This is a genomic window from Pantoea sp. S-LA4 (assembly GCF_054482835.1).
This window is the reverse complement of sequence record NZ_JBTLRC010000002.1, coordinates 1,306,287-1,325,389: the sequence shown is the minus strand read 5'-3', so window position 1 is coordinate 1,325,389 and position 19,103 is coordinate 1,306,287. Positions and strand designations below refer to the sequence as shown.

Here is a 19,103-nt window from a genome sequence, read left to right as displayed (position 1 = left end):
TCGGGATAAACAGTGATCTTTGTTAAGCGGACAAGGAGATAAATAACACTCACACTAATAATTATCTCGCTATTAATTACCAGCTAAATAAATATTTTTCCTCATCAAAAAATAAATCGCAGAATCATCCTAATTCTTTTTCTATTATTTTCCTGCTCTGCTGGTCCGTATGTAAAGAATCCGCCTATAAACAGTAAAATTACTGGTTATAACTTCAACACTTCCTCTACGGCCGCTAAAAATAAAGCCATTCAATGAACTTTACCCGCCGCCTTATTATCTAATTCTTCACAACACCTTCTGTTTAATAAAATTAATACGTTCAAGAGAATTCAGACGTGAAGAAAAAAAAGATTTATCTGATAGACCGCTTTTTAACGCTTTATTCTCGATTTTCCGGCCGGAAAAAACCCCATAACCTGCAGGGTCTGACGCCAGAGACGGTCGTCATCTACTCCACCACCGCACTGGGGGATTTCCTGATGAACACCCCGGCGATCTGGAGTCTGAAAAATCGTTTTCCCACCAGTAAATTTATTCTGGTCTCCAGCAAGAAAAATAAAGATTTAGTCACGCGTTATCACTGGTTCGATGATGTCTATATCTGGGATAACAAAATGCTGAATTTTTTACCCTTAATATTCAAACTGCGACGTAAAAAACCCGATTTATCGGTGATATTACACGCCCATTTCCCCTACGACATTTTGAGTTCAGTGATAACCGGTAGCCAGACAATTATCCGTGACCACTATGGCAGCGAATCAGCACTGCTCAATAAACATCTCGATCATTACTCAGGTTATTTCGACGATCACACCATTAAGCGCAAACTGAAACTGGTGGAATCACTGGGTGCCGGGACGTATCAGACAGAGATGCACCTGCCGCCGCAGGAAACTCACACCGCAGCGCCCTGCGCCCATCGGCGGATTGGCTTCCAGTTAGGTGCATCGAAAGATATTCGCCGCTGGCCGCTGGCGCATTTTAGCCAGCTGGCAACGACCTTAGTGGAGACCTGGCCGGACTGTGAGATTATCGTGACCGGCACCGCCGCTGAACAGCCGCTCGAACAGGCATTTATTGACAGCCTGCCGTTGCCATACCGCAAAAATGTGACGCCGATGGCGGGCAAAACCCCGCTCAGTGGGCTGATTACGCTGATCCGCAGCCTGGATTTGCTGGTCACCGGTGATACCGGCCCGCTGCATATTGCCGTTGCGGCGCAGGTTCCCACCGTCAGCCTCTTCTCAACCGCCAATCCGCGCTATACCGGTCCCTGTCAGGACCGCGATCGACATATTATTATTCATCGTCCGGAACGCCACGCCTCACAACATCCGATGGCCTCGATTAAGGCTGAGGAAGTCCATCAGGCTGTGACGCAACTGGTGGGATAATGGCGAAGCCCTGCACACCACAAGCGGTCATCGCGTTAATTGAATATCACAACCAGCCAACGGCATTGGGCTGGTTTCGCAGAACAGATCGCCATAACTTTTACCTGCAGCAGTTGCCGCTGAATGAAGTGGAGTTTGCTCTGCTGATGAGTGATTTCTTTCTGACTTTTGACGTCTGTTCGCAGCACTACGATGAGGATCGCTATTTTCCGGCGTCAGACTCGTTGTTGTCGAGGCTGACCAGACGGATGGGCATAGCATCCCGGCTGGCTTACCGCCCGCTGACGGTGGCGATGCTGTGCGAAGCGGCCAGCCTGGGACGCTGGCCTGAGGAAGATTACTGGATAACGGTGCCGACAAAGGCCTCATAGACCTCGCTGCAGCTTAGCGCGGTAACCTGACGTGAAGACGGGTGCAGCACCTGGTGCTTCACCTGCCACGGATGCCAGCAGACCGGATCGCTGTCGCCGAACATCGCCACCACCGGCAGACCGAGCGCGGCACCGATGTGCATCGCACCGCCATCGCTGGTCACCAGGCCCTGACACAGCGACATCGCCGCGATCAGCTGTGGCAGGCTGGTGGTTGCTACTGCTTTCAGCGACAGTTGCGGACAGAGCGCCATAATTTCACTGGCTTTCTCATCATCGCCTGGATGGCGCGGGTTATCGCGACTGCCCGGTGACCATAGCAACATGATCTGGCAGGAATGGCGGGCCGCAAGAGTTTGCGCCAGTTCGGCAAAGCGTTCAGCCGGCCACTGCTGGCTCGGCTTACGGGCGCTGATTTGCAACGCATAAACTGGTCGATCGGCATCGATAGCGTATGTTTTTCGCAGAGCAGCCGCGATGGCGGCATCGGGTTGCAGCGTCAGTCCGCCCGGCGCAGAGACGCTAAGATTGAAGGGGCGCGCTAAACTGAACAGGATTTCGCTGATGTGTCGCTGCCCGGAGGTGTCCGGTGCTAACAGCGTGGTAATCAACGGATGCGGTTCCTGCCCTAACGCAATCACCTGCGCAGGACGTATCACTTTGACCCACTTCAGGCCATGCTGATCCCAGCGGCTTTTCGCCAGAATCACCGCATCGTAATGCTTCTTTTTCAGCGTCAGCATCAGTTTCAGACGCTGCAGCAGACAGGCGACTCTTCCCTGTCCCGCTTCCCGATGATGCGATTTGGTGTAGTAAAACAGGTGCCGGATTTCAGGATTATGCTGCAACACCGGTGCCGCATAGTTGTTCGTTAACACATCAACCTGGTGCTCACCCGACTGGTGCAGCGCGCTAATCAGCGGCGTAGTCAGTAACGTATCGCCAATGTTATCCCGACAAATAATCAAAACCTGCATGTCTGACATCCTTTGCACACCGGGCAGGCCGTTATGCTGGCTAAAAGTGAAGCTCGCCACCCTTGTCCCCGAAAGGGATAACCGTGACGGCATAAGTCAGCATTTAGTCAGCGCAGATTGAGGTTGGTTCCGTAGCGGTATCAACAGGAAAAGAGGAGTACAGAGAGGAAAAGCCTCAGCTCAGCGTGCGGCAGGCCTGGGCCAGGAAGCATGCCCCATCCGGCGCTTATCTCCGGCACTCGCAATGGCTTAGCTCTTGAAGGGGCATAAGAATCATCTCATTTCACAGTGCAGCGGGATTAACAATAATTGCGATTATGACTATTACCCTGCTAACAAAAGGTAAACCACCTGCTGTTCAGTGATGCCGGATGAGCCATTACTGAACAGCGCCAGCCGGGGATTAGCGAAAGACTTATTAAATCCTGACGGTTTCCCGACGAAATATTCACAGCCTGAAATATAATTAGTTTTTACAGCACACTTTGCTATTGAAAAGATTTTATATTCGGATGCAAATCCGCTATTAAATACAATTATTAAACTTCACTTCTCAAATAAAACTGATCGTTTGTCAGGATTTAAAAATTAAAATGCCGGTGTATATTGCTTTCGACTACTCCTCCCTATGGCAAACTTAGATAAGGATCATCATGAAAAAAATCGCAGTTTCTTTAATTACACTTGCCCTTCTGTTACCCGCCGTTAGCTTTGCAAGTAATGGATTTTATCCCAGCGGTCATAGCGAATCTCATCGGCATGAAAAAGAAAAATCAGGCAGTCACGATGTCCGCCTGAAGAGGATTGACCACAAAAAAAAGACTCAACACCACGACCGTTGGGATCATAAAAATAATAAGCACCTTACCAGACACAGCGATCATAAATAATCAGAAGTAAAGGATGCTCACCGGAAACGGTGGGCATCCTGAGTCAATAAAATGCAGACAATTGAATCAACCTTTATCGCCTTCCAGGGATTAATAGCTGTTCAAAATCCGCTTTTCGCATAACATGAAATTTTATAAATGCAATAGTAAAACAGATCCACTGGATAACTTTCGGAATTAATCCATTCAGGCAGGACAGAAAATGATTAGAAAGTTTTTAATCTTAAATTTATAATTAAAAACAGTCATGTCTTACCAGATTCACTCAAAGCCGCTTTCCCTGGTGTTAGCCATATTGGCAACCCCACTTTAGTCCGACAGTCACTAACGGCTACTAAGTGGGGATTTTTTTTATCCGGTAAAAGCTGACACCTTATCTGCCCTGGTGTTACCCCCACATTTAGCGAAATGATCGCATTCATCCCGGTCAATTTTAATAACCAGTAACTAAAATAACTTAGTGAGACTATTAAAAGTACATGGATAGCGGGATATTGCCGGACCGCTTTTCTGATCGGATCATTACTGACGCTAAGAAGTGCTCTGTTGCGGCTTCCTGCGCAAGCATGGCGCTCTGGAATCATTTGGCCCGCGCGGTCTATCCTAAGCTCACCAGCGGCTTCTGACGCTGAAGCCGCTGGTGCAAGGCGCTATTGATGCGCCTGATACCGATATAGCTGATGCTTATCCTACCTCCTGCCAGCAATGTCGGTGGGGAAGCTGGCTGAGGATTTGATGCTGACGTGATACATACCGTGGCTGACCCACGATGCTTATTATGGTGCGACTTTCGTTTATGCTCGCCATCTCTGTAAAAATTATGGCGTAGCCTGAATAACCGCTGTCTGTATCGTTCTGGCGAGGCGCCTGACTTAATAGCCTGGCTAAAATGTTCGTATCAGCCAGACCGCACGGCCTTAATTAATTGATCGAAGTTCTTCATCCTTTCAATGAAGCTCTTTTCATCCTGATTGAAGTGATGCCTGGCTGAAACACTTTCACGATCGGTAGAGCGTTCTGACAAAATGAAAAACTTCTTGTCTACGCCTTTCAGGAAGTAGGTTCGCTTAGGGCTGTCAGTGCCAATTTCAATGAGACAATAAGGCGATCGTATCAATGTCTTCAGCGAAGTTCTGACAGAATTAACCGCATAATCAGGATAATGTTCTCTGACAAGATGATGCATTTCAGCTTCAGTAAGAGATTTACCCATAATTAACTTAGCCAGCTGCGCTGAATTGATATTCACCCTATTCTCCATGCACCTTCTCCTTGTTATTTTCACCACGCGAGCCTCCGGCACACGTCTGCTCCCTGCTTTACTCAGTCGTCGCACCGTCAAAACTGCGGGGATCGATCACTGGCCGGGTTCCTGTCATTTATCGCCCGTCAGTGTAGCGCCACCCCAAAACATTGCCGTGAGGCAGACAACATTTAATTGACTGCGAAAGCCATTTAAACAGATATCACACTTATCGCTCATCTTACCGCCTGCCATCAGATCCTGTTTCAGTTATTGATGCTCTATGGGTACCCTTTTTTATTGAGCCAGGCAGTCAGTTCACTCATCACAACAATGTTAAATCAACGATTCGATATCAGGACAGCCAGATGATTAACTCATGTGTAAACCCTGTTCGCAGACAGAGAGGTTAAGCCGTTAATAATAAAACGGTCAGCTGCTGAAAGTCACAAAGAGAGTCGCGGTTGTATTAATAGATCAGGCTGACTGCCTGCAATCTGACCCCTTCTGCAATACAGGAGAGGTTAATCCGCAACCGGAAAGCGGATTTGGGCAACATCAGGATAAAAAAAAGCCAGCACGAGACGGTGCTGGCTGTGTGCTACTTAGATCCGATTACATATTTTCGATGATCGCGTCACCAAACTCTGAACATTTCAGCAGCTTAGCGCCATCCATCAGGCGTTCGAAATCGTAAGTCACGGTTTTGTTAGCGATAGCGCCTTCAACACCTTTAACAATCAGGTCAGCCGCTTCGAACCACTCCATGTGACGCAGCATCATTTCTGCTGACAGGATGACGGAACCTGGGTTCACTTTATCCTGACCAGCATATTTAGGAGCTGTACCGTGGGTCGCTTCGAACAGCGCGCACTCATCACCAATGTTAGCGCCTGGTGCGATACCGATACCGCCAACCTGCGCCGCCAGGGCGTCAGAGATGTAGTCACCGTTCAGGTTCATACAGGCGATAACGTCATATTCAGCCGGACGCAGCAGGATCTGTTGCAGGAACGCATCGGCAATCACATCTTTAACGATGATCTCTTTACCGGTGTTCGGGTTTTTGAACTTCATCCACGGGCCGCCGTCGATCAGTTCGCCGCCGAACTCTTCTTTCACTAACTGGTATCCCCAGTCTTTGAAAGAGCCTTCGGTGAACTTCATGATGTTGCCTTTGTGAACCAGCGTCAGGGAATCACGATCGTTGGTGATGGTGTATTCCACTGCCGCACGGACCAGGCGTTTGGTCCCTTCTTCCGAGCACGGCTTAACACCGATACCACACTGCTCAGGGAAGCGAATTTTCTTCACGCCCATCTCTTCGCGCAGGAACTTGATCACTTTGTCTGCTTCAGCAGAGCCCGCTTTCCACTCGATACCGGCATAGATATCTTCGGAGTTCTCACGGAAGATCACCATGTCGGTCTCTTCAGGACGTTTAACCGGGCTTGGCGTGCCTTTGTAGTAACGTACCGGACGCAGGCAGACGTAGAGGTCCAGCTCCTGACGCAGAGCAACGTTCAGTGAACGAATACCGCCGCCGACCGGCGTGGTCAGTGGGCCTTTGATGGCAACGCGATATTCTTTAATTAAGTCGAGAGTTTCCTGTGGCAGCCAGACATCCTGACCATAAAGTTCCACGGATTTCTCACCGGTGTAGATCTCCATCCAGGAGATTTTACGCTCGCCGTTGTAGGCTTTCTTCACCGCAGCGTCGACCACTTTCAGCATCACTGGTGAAACATCAACGCCGATACCGTCACCCTCAATGTAAGGAATGACCGGATTGTTTGGCACTGTAAGCTTGCCCTGATTCAGGGTGATTTTCTGACCTTCCGCCGGAACAACTACTTTGCTTTCCATTAACCTCTCCTGGGCGTTTGTTAATGATTTGTAAGATGCGGGTCAATACTACTTGAATATTTCCGTCACGCCAATCACCGCAATTTCGCGTTATAATGCGCCCATTGTTTCTGACTGCAAAGCCCATGCGAAAAACTTCTCAACGAATTCACCAGGATAAACGATTCAGCCGCCCGACGCGTGATGCGCGGCCTGCGCCTGTCCGCACTGCCGACCCGCGCCGCGTGCTGCTGTTTAACAAACCCTTCGATGTTTTGCCACAATTCACCGATGAGGCGGGCCGCCGCACGCTAAAAGATTTCATCAGCGTGGCCGGGGTTTATGCCGCGGGCCGTCTCGATCGCGACAGCGAAGGCCTGATGGTGCTGACCAATGATGGTGCCTTGCAGGCCAGGCTGACTCAGCCCGGCAAACGCACCGGCAAGATCTACTATGTTCAGGTGGAAGGTGCGCCGCAGGAAGCGGACCTGCAACCCTTGCGGGATGGGGTTAATCTGAAAGATGGCCCGACGCTGCCGGCACAGGTCGAGAAAGTCGCCGAACCAGAGTGGCTCTGGCCACGCCAGCCGCCGATTCGCGAGCGCAAAAATATCCCGACCCAGTGGCTGAAAGTGACGCTGTATGAGGGCCGCAATCGCCAGTTGCGCCGGATGACGGCGCATATCGGCTTTCCGACGCTGCGGCTGATCCGTTATGCGATGGGCGGCTATACGCTCGATAATCTGGCGCCCGGAGAGTGGCGCGATGCAGACGACACTCCGGCCTGAGAATGTCTTTTTTTTCATAACGTCAGGTTAACAATTGCGGAGGATCGATGTTTAAACCTCATGTCACGGTCGCCTGCTTAGTGCAGGCGCAAGGTGAGCTGCTGGTGGTCGAAGAAACCATTAATGGCCAGCCGACCTGGAACCAGCCCGCCGGTCATCTGGAAGCGGATGAAACGCTGCAGCAAGCGGCGCAACGTGAATTAGCCGAAGAGACCGGTATCGTGGCAGAGATGGACTATTTCATCACCGTTCACCAGTGGATAGCGCCTGATAATACGCCTTTTGTGCGTTTTCTGTTTGGACTCGATCTGGATGAAAAGCAGCCAACCCAGCCGCAGGATAGTGATATCGATTGCTGCTGGTGGTTGCCGCCAGCGCAGATTCTTACCGCGTCTAACCTTCGTTCACCGCTGGTCGCTGAGAGCGTGCGTCTCTGGCAGCAAGGGGCGCGCTATCCGTTACATCTGGTCAGTGCGTTCCGCTGGCCGTTTCATGAGGGTGCGCGCCCGCCTTCTGCATGGTAGAATGCGCCGCCTGTTTTTTTATCGTTATGCGAGCGTGTCATGTCTGACAACAGCCAGAAAAAAGTGATCGTCGGTATGTCCGGCGGCGTCGATTCTTCCGTTTCCGCCTGGTTACTGCAGCTGCAGGGTTACCAGGTTGAAGGCCTGTTCATGAAGAACTGGGAGGAGGACGATGGCGAGGAATATTGTACTGCCGCGGACGATCTGGCGGATGCGCAAGCGGTGTGCGACAAGCTGGGTATTAAGCTGCATAAGGTGAACTTTGCGGCTGAATACTGGGATAACGTCTTTGAGCATTTCCTCGAAGAGTACAAAGCGGGTCGTACGCCGAACCCCGATATTCTGTGTAACAAAGAGATCAAATTCAAAGCGTTCCTTGAGTTCGCGGCTGAAGATCTCGGCGCGGACTTTATCGCCACCGGCCACTACGTGCGTCGTCACGACGTGGATGGTCAGAGCCAGCTGCTGCGCGGTCTGGATGGCAACAAAGATCAGAGCTACTTCCTCTACACCCTGAGCCACCAGCAGATTGCTCAGAGCCTGTTCCCGGTCGGCGAACTGGAAAAACCGGAAGTGCGCCGCATCGCCGAACAGCTGGATTTAATTACCGCGAAAAAGAAAGATTCCACCGGTATCTGTTTTATCGGCGAGCGCAAATTCCGCGACTTCCTGGCACGTTATCTGCCGGCGCAGCCCGGTGAGATCGAGACCGTGGACGGACAGATCGTTGGCGAGCATCAGGGTCTGATGTATCACACGCTGGGGCAACGCAAAGGTCTGGGCATCGGCGGTCTGAAAGAGAGCAAAGATGATCCCTGGTATGTGGTCGACAAAGATGTGGCGCGCAACCGCCTGATTGTCGCCCAGGGCGGCGATCATCCGCGTCTGATGTCTGTGGGTCTGATTGCACAGCAATTACACTGGGTTGATCGTCAGCCGATCACCGCCCCGCTACGCTGTACGGTCAAAACCCGTTATCGTCAGACCGACATCCCGTGTGAGATTATCCCTCACGGCGAAGACCGGATTGAAGTGCGCTTTGATGAGCCCGTTGCGGCCGTCACGCCCGGACAATCTGCCGTGTTCTATCTGGGCGACGTCTGCCTGGGTGGCGGCATCATTGAAGAGCGCCTGCCGTTAGTGGCGAAATAAGCCGCCCTGACCCGGCGTTCATGACGCGTAAACAGGAGTAACCGTGGCGAAGAATTATCAGGAAATCACACTGGCGCTGGCGGGCATCTGTCAGTCAGCCCATCTGGTGCAGCAGCTGGCCCAGCAGGGTCATTGTCAGCCGGAGGCGTTTACCGTAACGTTGCGCAGCGTACTGGATCTCAATCCCAGCTCGACGCTGGCGGTGTTCGGTAACAATGAAGCCAACCTGCGCCTCGGTCTTGAAACCCTGATGGCGGTGCTCAACAGCAGCAGTCGCCAGGGCGCGGGCGCAGAACTGACGCGTTACACCCTCAGCATGATGGTGCTGGAGCGTAAGCTCAGCGCCAATAAATCCGCGATGGCGACGCTGGCCCAGCGTATCAGCCAGCTCGATCGTCAGCTGGCGCATTATGAACTGGAGTCCGATACCATTCTCAGCGCCATGGCGGGTATCTACGTGGACGTCATCAGCCCGTTAGGCCCGCGCATTCAGGTCACCGGATCGCCCACCGTGCTGCAGAACCCGCAGTTGCAGAGTAAAGTCCGTGCCACACTGTTAGCTGGCATTCGTGCCGCGGTATTGTGGCAGCAGGTCGGCGGTGGCCGTCTGCAACTGATGTTCTCGCGCCAGCGTTTGCTGCGTGAGGCCAAGACCCTATTATCCCGGCTGCCACTGACTTATTAAGTCGGTGCGGCAAAACACTGTTAAATGATTCAGGAGTTGCACTGATGGAATTATCCTCTCTGACCGCCGTCTCACCTGTCGATGGTCGTTACGGCGATAAAGTCAGCCCGCTGCGTGCGATTTTCAGCGAATTTGGTTTGCTGAAATTCCGCGTTGAGGTTGAAGTTCGCTGGTTACAAAAACTGGCCGCGACCGCAGAGATCAAGGAAGTTCCTGCATTTGATGCCGACGCAAACGCTTTCCTCGATGCGATTGTCAGCAACTTTTCAGAAGATGATGCAGCGCGTATCAAAACTATTGAGCGCACCACCAACCACGACGTGAAAGCGGTTGAATATTTCCTGAAAGAGAAAGTGGCGGACGTACCTGCTCTCCACGCGGTCTCTGAGTTCATTCACTTCGCCTGCACCTCCGAAGATATCAATAACCTCTCTCACGCACTGATGCTGGAAACCGCCCGTCGCGACGTGATTCTGCCTTACTGGCAGCAGCTGATCGCCGCCGTGAAAGGCCTGGCGAATGAATACCGCGATATCCCGCTGTTGTCCCGTACGCACGGTCAGCCTGCGACGCCCTCCACCATGGGTAAAGAGATGGCGAACGTCGCTTACCGTCTGGAACGTCAGCTGCGTCAGCTGAGCCAGATCGAGGTGCTGGGTAAAATCAACGGCGCCGTCGGTAACTATAACGCCCACATTGCTGCCTATCCGGAAGTGGACTGGCATCAGCTGAGCGAGCGCTTTGTCACCTCGCTGGGTATCAGCTGGAACCCCTACACCACCCAGATTGAGCCGCACGACTACATTGCAGAGATGTTCGACTGTATTGCCCGCTTTAACACCATCCTGATCGATTTCGATCGGGATATCTGGGGCTACGTGGCGCTGAATCACTTTAAACAGAAAACCATTGCCGGCGAAATCGGCTCTTCCACCATGCCGCACAAGGTGAACCCGATCGATTTCGAAAACTCCGAAGGCAATCTGGGACTGGCCAACGCAGTGATGCAGCATCTGGCCAGCAAACTGCCGGTATCACGCTGGCAGCGTGACCTGACCGATTCCACCGTACTGCGTAACCTCGGCGTCGGCATCGGCTATGCACTGATCGCCTATCAGGCGACGCTGAAAGGCATTTCGAAGCTGGAAGTGAACCGTGACCGTCTGCTGGACGAGCTGGATCACAACTGGGAAGTGCTGGCGGAACCGATCCAGACGGTGATGCGCCGTTACGGCATCGAGAAGCCTTACGAGAAGCTGAAAGAGCTGACGCGCGGCAAGCGAGTGGATGCAGCAGGCATGCAGGCCTTTATCGACAGCCTGGCGCTGCCGGAAGAAGAAAAAGTGCGTCTGAAGCAGATGACGCCAGCAAACTATCTCGGTCGGGCTATCCAGATGGTTGACGATCTGAAATAATCCCCTCCGCAGGCCGGTTCAGGCCGGCCTGCGTTAACATCTTGTTTAGTTCATTTCGCGTATACTTTCTTCAATTTGACTCATTCAGATAGTAAGGAATTCCTATGCGTGTTCTGGTTGTGGAAGACAATGCCCTGCTGCGCCATCATCTCGCCGTCCAGTTACGTGATATGGGCCACCAGGTTGATGCTGCCGAAGACGCCAAAGAAGCCGACTATTTTCTTCGCGAGCACCTGCCCGACATTGCGCTGGTCGATTTAGGCCTGCCTGATGAAGATGGCATGTCACTGATCCGTCGCTGGCGCAGCGATGCCGTACGGCAGCCCATTCTGGTGCTGACCGCTCGCGAAGGCTGGCAGGCTAAAGTGGAGGCGCTGGAAGCCGGTGCTGATGATTACGTCACCAAGCCGTTCCATATTGAAGAAGTGGCGGCGCGGCTGCAGGCGCTGATGCGCCGTAACAGCGGTCACGCCTCGCAGATTATCGACATGGCGCCGTTTCAGGTTGATTTGTCACGTCGCGAACTGACGGTGAATGAGCAGCCGGTTAAACTCACGGCCTTTGAATACACCATCGTTGAAACCCTGATTCGTAACGCCGGCAAAGTGGTGAGTAAAGACTCGCTGATGCTGCAACTCTATCCCGACGCTGAACTGCGCGAAAGCCACACCATCGACGTGCTGATGGGTCGCCTGCGCAAAAAAATTCTCGCGTTGCATCCCGCTGAAGTCATTGCCACCGTCCGTGGCCAGGGTTACCGCTTTGATCTCTGACCATGTCCTGGTTTAATCGTTATCGCCCGATTTCGCTGCGCGCCCGTTTTCTGTTGGCCTCCGCAGCGATTGTCCTGTTCCTCTCCCTCTCCTATGGCATGGTCGCCGTGATTGGCTATGTGGTGAGCTTCGATAAAAACACCTATCGGGTCATGCGCGGTGAAAGCAATCTGTTCTTTACGCTGGCGCAGTGGCATGACAATCGGCTCACCATTGCCCAGCCGGAAAGGATGACGCTTAACTTCCCGACGCTGGTGTTCATTTATGACGAGCACGGCAAGCTGCTGTGGCAGCAACGCGACGTGCCGGAGATCCGCCAGAAGATCCGGCGTGACTGGCTGATAAAGCCCGACTTCTATGAAATTGATACCAGCAACGGCACCAGCCTGGCGGCGATGGGGGATAACCTGAGTGCCAAACGGCGACTGCACGCCTGGGATACCGACAGTGATGACACCTTCACCCACTCGGTCGCGGTTAACCGCTATGACGCCACCACCAATCTGCCGGCGCTGACCATTGTGGTGGTCGACTCGATCCCGCAGGAGCTGCAGCATTCGGACGTAGTCTGGTCGTGGTTCAGCTATGTGCTGGCGGCGAATCTGATCCTGATTGTGCCGCTGCTCTGGCTGGCGGCGCACTGGAGCCTGCGCCCCATCGGCGCACTGACTCAGCAGGTGCGGGAACTGGAGACCAGCCAGCGCGAAAAGCTGGATGACAATCCGCCGCAGGAGCTGCGCAGTCTGGTACGCAACCTGAATCTGTTGCTGACTAACGAACGACAGCGCTACACCCGCTATCGCACCACGCTTTCAGATCTGACGCACAGCCTGAAAACCCCGCTGGCGGTACTGCAGAGTACCCTGCGATCGCTGCGCAGCGGCAAAGAGCTGACGGTTGAGGAAGCTGAGCCGGTGATGCTGGAGCAGATCAGCCGCATCTCGCAGCAGGTCGGTTATTACCTGCATCGCGCCAGTATGCAGGCCGATCATAATCCGCTGCAGCGCGACCTGCATTCGGTATCCGGGCTGCTCGACAGCCTCTGTTCGGCGCTGAATAAGGTCTATCAACGCAAAGGCGTGGCTATCACGCTGGATATCTCCCCGGAACTCACTTTCGTCGGCGATCAGAATGATTTCATGGAAGTGATGGGTAACGTGCTGGATAACGCCTGTAAATATTGCCTGGAGTTTATTGAAGTCAGCGCTTATCAGAGCGAGAAAGCGCTACATCTCTATATTGATGATGACGGTCCCGGCATCCCGGAGAGCAAGCGCGATCTGGTGTTTGTCCGCGGTCAGCGCGCCGATACGCTCCGTCCGGGTCAGGGACTTGGGCTGGCGGTGGCACTGGATATCCTGGAGCAATATGCAGGTAAGGTCATCGCCTCCAGCAGCGCGCTGGGTGGCACCCGGATGGAAGTGGTGTTTCAGCGCCAGGAAGTCGAACATCGCCGCGAGTAGAAACCGGTCCGGGCTGTTATACTTGCTGGCATTTACAGCCCTAAGCGGAACCCTTGTATGGACTATCAGCTCGATCTCAACTGGCCCGATTTTATTCAACGCTACTGGCAAAAACGTCCGGTCGTGCTGAAGCGTGGCTTCAAAAACTTTGTCGATCCTCTCTCCCCGGATGAACTGGCCGGACTGGCGATGGAAAACGAGGTGGATAGCCGCCTGGTCAGTCATCAGGATGGCAAATGGCAGGTCAGTCACGGCCCGTTTGAGAGCTACGATCATCTGGGTGAGAATAACTGGTCCCTGCTGGTTCAGGCAGTTAATCACTGGCATGAACCTTCTGCCGCCCTGATGCGCCCTTTCCGTTTTCTGCCTGACTGGCGTATCGATGATCTGATGGTCTCATTCGCCGTGCCGGGTGGCGGTGTCGGCCCGCATTTCGACCAATATGACGTGTTCATTATTCAGGGCAGTGGTCGTCGTCGCTGGCGTGTCGGTGAAAAAGTGCCGATGAAACAGCACTGTCCGCACCCTGACTTACTGCAGGTGGAGCCGTTCGACGCCATCATCGATGAAGAGATGGAGCCGGGCGATATTCTCTATATTCCACCTGGATTCCCGCATGAAGGCTATTCGCTGGAAAATGCGCTGAACTATTCGGTGGGCTTCCGCGCGCCGAGCGGCCGTGAGCTGATTAGCGGCTTTGCCGATTACACGCTGGCGAATGAGCTGGGTAGCCTGCGCTTTAGCGATCCTGATGTGCCGTCGCGCGATTGCCCGTCACAGATCCTGCCGCAGGAAATTGAAGGGATTCGTCAGGTGATGCTGGACGTGATTAACCAGCCGGAACATTTTGCGCAGTGGTTTGGCGAGTTTATTTCGCAGTCGCGTCACGAACTGGATGTTGCGCCACCAGAGCCACCTTATCAGCCTGATGAGATCTATGACGCCCTGCAACAGGGTGATGCGCTGAGCCGGCTAGGTGGCCTGCGCGTGCTGACGATTGGCGATGCCGTTTACGTCAACGGTGAGCGGGTTGAGTGCTCGCATCCTGATGTCATGGCCGTTCTGGCCCATCATTACCGCATTACGCTGGAAGATCTGGGCGATGCGCTGGACGATCCGGCGGTACTGGCGCAGATCGCCGGGCTGGTGAATGCCGGTTACTGGTACTTTGGCGAAGAGTAACCGATCCTGAGGGCAGGCACGCCAGCCGCCAGCCCTCAGCAAGCCCATCAACTCAACAGGCTCTCCGCCGTTAGCGGCAGAGAGCCTGCCTCAGTAAAAAGCCGTTCGCAACTTAACCTTTCTTCTGCGCCGCCAGTTCTGACAACCGCACAATCACGTCTACTGATTTCGCCATGATATTCAGCGAAGCAAACTCATGCTTGCCGTGATAGTTGTAGCCGCCAGTAAACAGGTTCGGGCAGGGTAAGCCTTTCCATGACAGCGCGGAGCCATCCGTGCCGCCACGAATCGGTTTCACCACCGGCTCAATTCCGCAGTCACGCATCGCCTGCAGCGCCAGTTCGATGATGTGCGGGAACGGCTCAACCTTCTCGCGCATATTACGATAGCTGTTGGTGATCTCTACGGTGACAGAGCAATCCTTGTGCAGGTTTTTGGTCATCTCCGTCGCAATCTGCTGCAACGTCTGTTTGCGCTGCTCAAAACTGTCGGTATCAAAGTCGCGAATAATGTAGTGCAGCTCAGCATGTTCAACCGTGCCTTTCATCTGATGCAGATGATAGAAGCCCTCATAGCCTTCGGTGTACTGCGGCTTTTCACTGGCGGGTACGGCGGCATGAAACTGATTAGCCAGATCCAGCGCATTCACCATCACCCCTTTGGCTGAGCCTGGATGGACATTGTTGCCCACGATTTTGACCGTGGCTGAGGCGGCATTAAAGTTTTCATACTCAAACTCACCCAGATCGCTGCCGTCAACGGTGTAGGCCCAGTCAGCGGCAAAACCTTCGACATCAAAATGCGAGGTGCCACGGCCGATCTCTTCGTCAGGCGTAAAGGCCACGCGGATGGCGCCATGCGGAATATCGCTCTCCACCAGCCGGGCCATTGCGGTCATGATTTCGGCGATGCCCGCTTTATCGTCCGCGCCCAGCAGGGTTTTGCCATCGGTGGTGATCAGCGTGTGGCCGATCAGCTTGTGCAGCACCGGAAACATCACCGGCGACAGAATCTCATCGCCATTGCCCAGCGCAATGTCACCGCCGCGATAGTTTTCAATAATCTGTGGATTAACGTGCTTCGCAGTGAAATCAGGCGAGGTATCCATATGGGAGATAAAACCAATCACCGGGGTAGGCCAGTCAACATTGGCGGGCAAAGTGCCCATCACACAGCAGTGGTCGCTTAACGTGACGTCAGCAAAGCCCAACGCCAGCAGCTCTTCCTGCAGCTGACGCGCCAGCGTCCACTGCCCTTCACTGCTCGGCACCTGACGCGCCTGCGGTTTCGCCTGGGTTTCGACTGCGACGTAGCTCAAAAAACGCTCTAGTAACTGTTCCATATCCCATCCTTTAAAAGTGCTGTCCGTTATTATTCACGGACCAGCCGGACGCAACGTTGCGTCAAATCATTAGCTGACAGGTTAGCGCTGTCGATCCCCTTTGGGAAAGCGATCCCGTCGAAAAAAAGCCGGATTGTGAGATTATTGCGGCAGGTCTCGCAATGTGTTGTTAACAATCCCGATTATCGGCTGCCCGGCGTGGTCAAAACATGGCAATGACACAGTTTTCAGGTATCATCCGCCCCTTCTTGCTGGCTGGCTGCGGTAGGCGGCTATGCTGTAACCTGATCGACCTTTGACAGACTGAGACTAAAATGACGCAAACACGCGCACAGCAGGCGCTGGTTACGCTTTCTGGCATCAGTAAAGCTTTCGATGGCAAAACCATCATTGATGATTTTAATCTGACCATTCACCATGGCGAATTTATCACGTTGCTTGGCCCCTCGGGCTGTGGCAAAACCACCATTCTGCGCCTGATTGCCGGGCTGGAAGAGGCCGATAGCGGGCGCATCCTGCTGGACAACCAGGATATTACCGATACCGTTGCTGAACATCGTCACGTCAATACGGTGTTTCAGAGCTACGCACTGTTCCCGCATATGACGGTGTTCGAGAACGTCGCCTTTGGTTTGCGGATGCAAAAAACCCCGGCGGCGCAGATCACTACCCGGGTCACTGATGCGCTGGCGATGGTGCAGCTGGAGAGCTTTGCCGATCGCCGTCCGCATCAGCTGTCGGGCGGACAGCAGCAGCGCGTTGCTATCGCCCGTGCGGTGGTCAACCGGCCAAAAGTGCTGTTGCTGGATGAGTCGCTCTCTGCGCTGGATTATAAGTTGCGTAAGCAGATGCAGAACGAGTTGAAAGCGCTGCAGCGTAAGCTGGGTATTACCTTTGTTTTCGTCACCCACGATCAGGAAGAGGCGCTGACCATGTCCGATCGGATTGTGGTGATGCGCGACGGAAAAATTGTGCAGGACGGTACGCCGCGTGAGATCTACGAAGAGCCTGATAATCTGTTTGTCGCCCGCTTTATCGGTGAGATCAACGTTTTTGATGCTGAAGTGATCGCCAGCGAAAACGCCCCACGGATTCGGGCGCGGGTAGAAGGCCGTGAGTGCGATATTCACTGCGCTTTCCCGGTCCGGACAGGTGACCGGCTGCATGTGATGCTGCGCCCGGAGGATTTGCGCGTGGAAGAGATCCACGGTGACAGCGCAGTGGATGGCCTGATCGGCTATGTCCGTGAGCGTAACTACAAAGGCATGACGCTGGAATCAACCGTTGAACTGGAGAACGGCAAGCTGGTGACGGTGAGCGAGTTCTTCAATGAAGACGATCCTGACTTTGACCACTCACTGAACCAGAAGATGGCGGTGAACTGGGTGCCCAGCTGGGAGGTGGTGTTGCCGTATGAAGCTGATGCGTAACGGTTTCCAGAAGAGCGTCATTGCGCTGATCGTCGGCTGGCTGGCGCTGTTTGTCTTTCTGCCTAACCTGATGATCTTTATCACCAGCTTTCTGACGCGTGATGATGCGCACTTTGTCAGCGCGGTCTTTACCCTCAGCAACTACACGCGGCTGCTTGATCCGCTCTATGCCGAAGTGCTGCTGCATTCGCTCAACATGGCGCTGATCGCCACCCTCTGCTGTCTGCTGCTGGGCTACCCGTTCGCCTGGTGTCTGACAAAATTACCGGCGCGTCTGCGTCCGCTGATGCTGTTCCTGCTGATTGTGCCCTTCTGGACTAACTCCCTGATCCGCATTTATGGCCTGAAAATATTTCTCAGTACCCGTGGCTGGCTGAATGATTTTCTGCTGACGCTTGGCCTGATCGATAAGCCGTTTCGGATAATCTACACCCCGGAAGCGGTGGTGCTGGGCCTGATCTACATCCTGCTGCCGTTTATGGTGCTGCCGCTCTACTCCAGCCTGGAAAAGCTGGACAAGCCGCTGCTGGAAGCGGCGCGTGATTTAGGTGCCGGAAAAATACAGACCTTCTTTCGCATCATTCTGCCGCTCACCATGCCGGGCATTATTGCCGGCTGCCTGCTGGTGCTGATCCCGGCGATGGGGCTGTTCTACGTGGCCGATTTAATGGGCGGCGCGAAAAACCTGCTGATTGGTAACGTGATCAAAAGTCAGTTCCTTAATATTCGCGACTGGCCGTTTGGTGCCGCCACCAGCATCGTGATGACGCTGTTAATGGGCCTGCTGCTGCTGATTTACTGGCGCGTTGCGCGTCTGCTGAATAACAAGGTGGATTTAGGATGATGGCACGCCTGTTACGCGGCAGTTTTATGGCGGTGATTTACGCCTGGTTTTATATTCCGATTGTGATTTTGATCGTCAATTCGTTTAACGCCTCGCGGTTTGGCATTAACTGGCAGGGATTCACGACGCAGTGGTATCACCTGCTGCTGAACAACGACAGCCTGCTGCAGGCGGCGCAGCATTCGCTGATCATGGGGGTGCTGTCAGCCAGCTGTGCAACGTTGATCGGCTCGCTTACCGCCGTGGCGCTCTACCGCTACCGCTTTCGCGGCAAGCCTTTTGTCAGCGGTATGCTATTTGTGGTGATGATGTCGCCGGATATTGTGATGGCGATTTCGCTGCTGGTGCTGTTTATGCTGCTGGGGATCTCGCTGGGTTTCTGGTCGCTGCTGTTCTCACACATCACCTTCTGTCTGCCGTTTGTGGTGATCACCGTTTACTCGCGGCTGAAAGGTTTTGATGTGCGGATGCTGGAAGCGGCAAAAGATCTGGGTGCCAGCGAGACCACGATTCTGCGTAAAATTATCCTGCCGCTGGCGATGCCCGCCGTCGCGGCCGGCTGGTTGCTGAGCTTTACCCTCTCCATGGATGATGTGGTGGTCTCTTCGTTTGTGACCGGCCCGACCTTTGAAATATTACCGCTGAAGATTTACTCAATGGTCAAGGTGGGCGTCTCACCGGAGGTGAATGCGCTCGCCACCATTCTGATGCTGCTGTCGTTGCTGCTGGTAGCCGGCAGTCAGTGGTTACTGCGTGACAGAAATAAATAACCGGGGAAT

General features: G+C 53.6%; 18 protein-coding genes. 14 read left to right on the top strand and 4 right to left on the bottom strand.

Annotated elements, in window-relative coordinates; all coding sequences use genetic code 11:
* The first annotated feature begins 338 nt into the window (after positions 1 to 338).
* Both ACX3P5_RS07050 and ACX3P5_RS07045 read left to right on the top strand, forming a co-directional pair.
* Entirely contained in the window at positions 339 to 1,400 is a 1,062-nt protein-coding gene (locus ACX3P5_RS07050) for a glycosyltransferase family 9 protein (protein ID WP_233984587.1), read from the top strand.
* Complete coding sequence (locus ACX3P5_RS07045; protein WP_233984588.1) at positions 1,400 to 1,771, top strand: DUF1493 family protein; 372 nt, start codon at positions 1,400 to 1,402, stop codon at positions 1,769 to 1,771. Before ACX3P5_RS07050 ends, ACX3P5_RS07045 begins: the two co-directional genes overlap by 1 nt.
* Here ACX3P5_RS07045 and ACX3P5_RS07040 read toward each other — a convergent pair.
* Positions 1,738 to 2,748 carry a glycosyltransferase family 9 protein gene (locus ACX3P5_RS07040; protein WP_458968465.1) on the bottom strand — a complete coding sequence of 337 codons (1,011 nt, stop codon included), beginning with the start codon at positions 2,746 to 2,748 and terminating at the stop codon, positions 1,738 to 1,740. The two genes, ACX3P5_RS07045 and ACX3P5_RS07040, sit on opposite strands and share 34 nt — an antisense overlap.
* A 653-nt stretch (positions 2,749 to 3,401) precedes the next feature.
* Here ACX3P5_RS07040 and ACX3P5_RS07035 point away from each other — a divergent pair.
* Positions 3,402 to 3,638: a hypothetical protein gene (locus ACX3P5_RS07035; RefSeq protein WP_458968464.1), complete on the top strand. Its 237-nt coding sequence runs from the start codon at positions 3,402 to 3,404 to the stop codon at positions 3,636 to 3,638.
* An 898-nt stretch (positions 3,639 to 4,536) separates the two neighbouring features.
* On the opposite strand, the gene ACX3P5_RS07030 is transcribed toward ACX3P5_RS07035, so the two are convergent.
* Complete coding sequence (locus tag ACX3P5_RS07030; protein WP_293001027.1) at positions 4,537 to 4,899, bottom strand: hypothetical protein; 363 nt, start codon at positions 4,897 to 4,899, stop codon at positions 4,537 to 4,539.
* Positions 4,900 to 5,496: 597 nt separating this feature from the next.
* Positions 5,497 to 6,747, bottom strand: coding sequence for an NADP-dependent isocitrate dehydrogenase (gene icd / locus ACX3P5_RS07025; RefSeq protein WP_233984592.1), 1,251 nt, complete (start codon positions 6,745 to 6,747; stop codon positions 5,497 to 5,499).
* A gap of 95 nt (positions 6,748 to 6,842) precedes the next feature.
* On the opposite strand from icd, the gene rluE reads away from it, so the two are divergent.
* The 8 genes from rluE (at position 6,843) to ACX3P5_RS06985 (ending at position 14,708) form a co-directional block, all read left to right on the top strand.
* On the top strand, positions 6,843 to 7,514 hold the full coding sequence (gene rluE, locus ACX3P5_RS07020) for a 23S rRNA pseudouridine(2457) synthase RluE (protein ID WP_458968463.1): 672 nt from the start codon (positions 6,843 to 6,845) through the stop codon (positions 7,512 to 7,514).
* Positions 7,515 to 7,561: 47 nt separating this feature from the next.
* Positions 7,562 to 8,038 carry an NUDIX domain-containing protein gene (locus ACX3P5_RS07015; protein WP_458968462.1) on the top strand — a complete coding sequence of 159 codons (477 nt, stop codon included), beginning with the start codon at positions 7,562 to 7,564 and terminating at the stop codon, positions 8,036 to 8,038.
* Positions 8,039 to 8,077: 39 nt separating this feature from the next.
* On the top strand, positions 8,078 to 9,190 hold the full coding sequence (mnmA, locus tag ACX3P5_RS07010) for a tRNA 2-thiouridine(34) synthase MnmA (RefSeq protein ID WP_458968461.1): 1,113 nt from the start codon (positions 8,078 to 8,080) through the stop codon (positions 9,188 to 9,190).
* A gap of 43 nt (positions 9,191 to 9,233) precedes the next feature.
* Positions 9,234 to 9,875, top strand: coding sequence for a high frequency lysogenization protein HflD (gene hflD / locus ACX3P5_RS07005; protein ID WP_233984596.1), 642 nt, complete (start codon positions 9,234 to 9,236; stop codon positions 9,873 to 9,875).
* A 44-nt stretch (positions 9,876 to 9,919) separates the two neighbouring features.
* Entirely contained in the window at positions 9,920 to 11,290 is a 1,371-nt protein-coding gene (gene purB, locus ACX3P5_RS07000) for an adenylosuccinate lyase (RefSeq protein WP_233984597.1), read from the top strand.
* Between the two features lie 104 nt (positions 11,291 to 11,394).
* Positions 11,395 to 12,063 carry a two-component system response regulator PhoP gene (phoP, locus tag ACX3P5_RS06995; protein WP_233984598.1) on the top strand — a complete coding sequence of 223 codons (669 nt, stop codon included), beginning with the start codon at positions 11,395 to 11,397 and terminating at the stop codon, positions 12,061 to 12,063.
* Positions 12,064 to 12,065: 2 nt separating this feature from the next.
* The gene (phoQ, locus tag ACX3P5_RS06990; protein WP_233984599.1) at positions 12,066 to 13,526 is read left to right on the top strand and encodes a two-component system sensor histidine kinase PhoQ; all 1,461 of its coding nucleotides are present in this window, start codon (positions 12,066 to 12,068) and stop codon (positions 13,524 to 13,526) included.
* 57 nt (positions 13,527 to 13,583) lie between these two features.
* The gene (locus ACX3P5_RS06985; RefSeq protein WP_233984600.1) at positions 13,584 to 14,708 is read left to right on the top strand and encodes a ribosomal protein uL16 3-hydroxylase; all 1,125 of its coding nucleotides are present in this window, start codon (positions 13,584 to 13,586) and stop codon (positions 14,706 to 14,708) included.
* A 112-nt stretch (positions 14,709 to 14,820) separates the two neighbouring features.
* Here the strand turns inward: ACX3P5_RS06985 and pepT are convergent, their stop codons facing one another.
* Positions 14,821 to 16,050 (bottom strand): peptidase T, encoded by a 1,230-nt coding sequence (pepT, locus tag ACX3P5_RS06980; protein ID WP_458968460.1) that lies wholly within the window; start codon positions 16,048 to 16,050, stop codon positions 14,821 to 14,823.
* A gap of 314 nt (positions 16,051 to 16,364) precedes the next feature.
* Between pepT and potA the strand changes: the two genes are divergently transcribed.
* Genes potA through potC form a run of 3 tightly spaced genes read left to right on the top strand, consistent with a single transcriptional unit; the run spans position 16,365 to position 19,094 of the window.
* Complete coding sequence (gene potA / locus ACX3P5_RS06975) at positions 16,365 to 17,480, top strand: spermidine/putrescine ABC transporter ATP-binding protein PotA (protein ID WP_233984602.1); 1,116 nt, start codon at positions 16,365 to 16,367, stop codon at positions 17,478 to 17,480.
* Entirely contained in the window at positions 17,473 to 18,324 is an 852-nt protein-coding gene (potB, locus tag ACX3P5_RS06970) for a spermidine/putrescine ABC transporter permease PotB (protein ID WP_336755136.1), read from the top strand. The genes potA and potB overlap by 8 nt, the downstream gene beginning before the upstream one ends.
* Entirely contained in the window at positions 18,321 to 19,094 is a 774-nt protein-coding gene (potC, locus tag ACX3P5_RS06965; protein WP_336755018.1) for a spermidine/putrescine ABC transporter permease PotC, read from the top strand. The genes potB and potC overlap by 4 nt, the downstream gene beginning before the upstream one ends.
* Positions 19,095 to 19,103 lie beyond the last annotated feature (9 nt).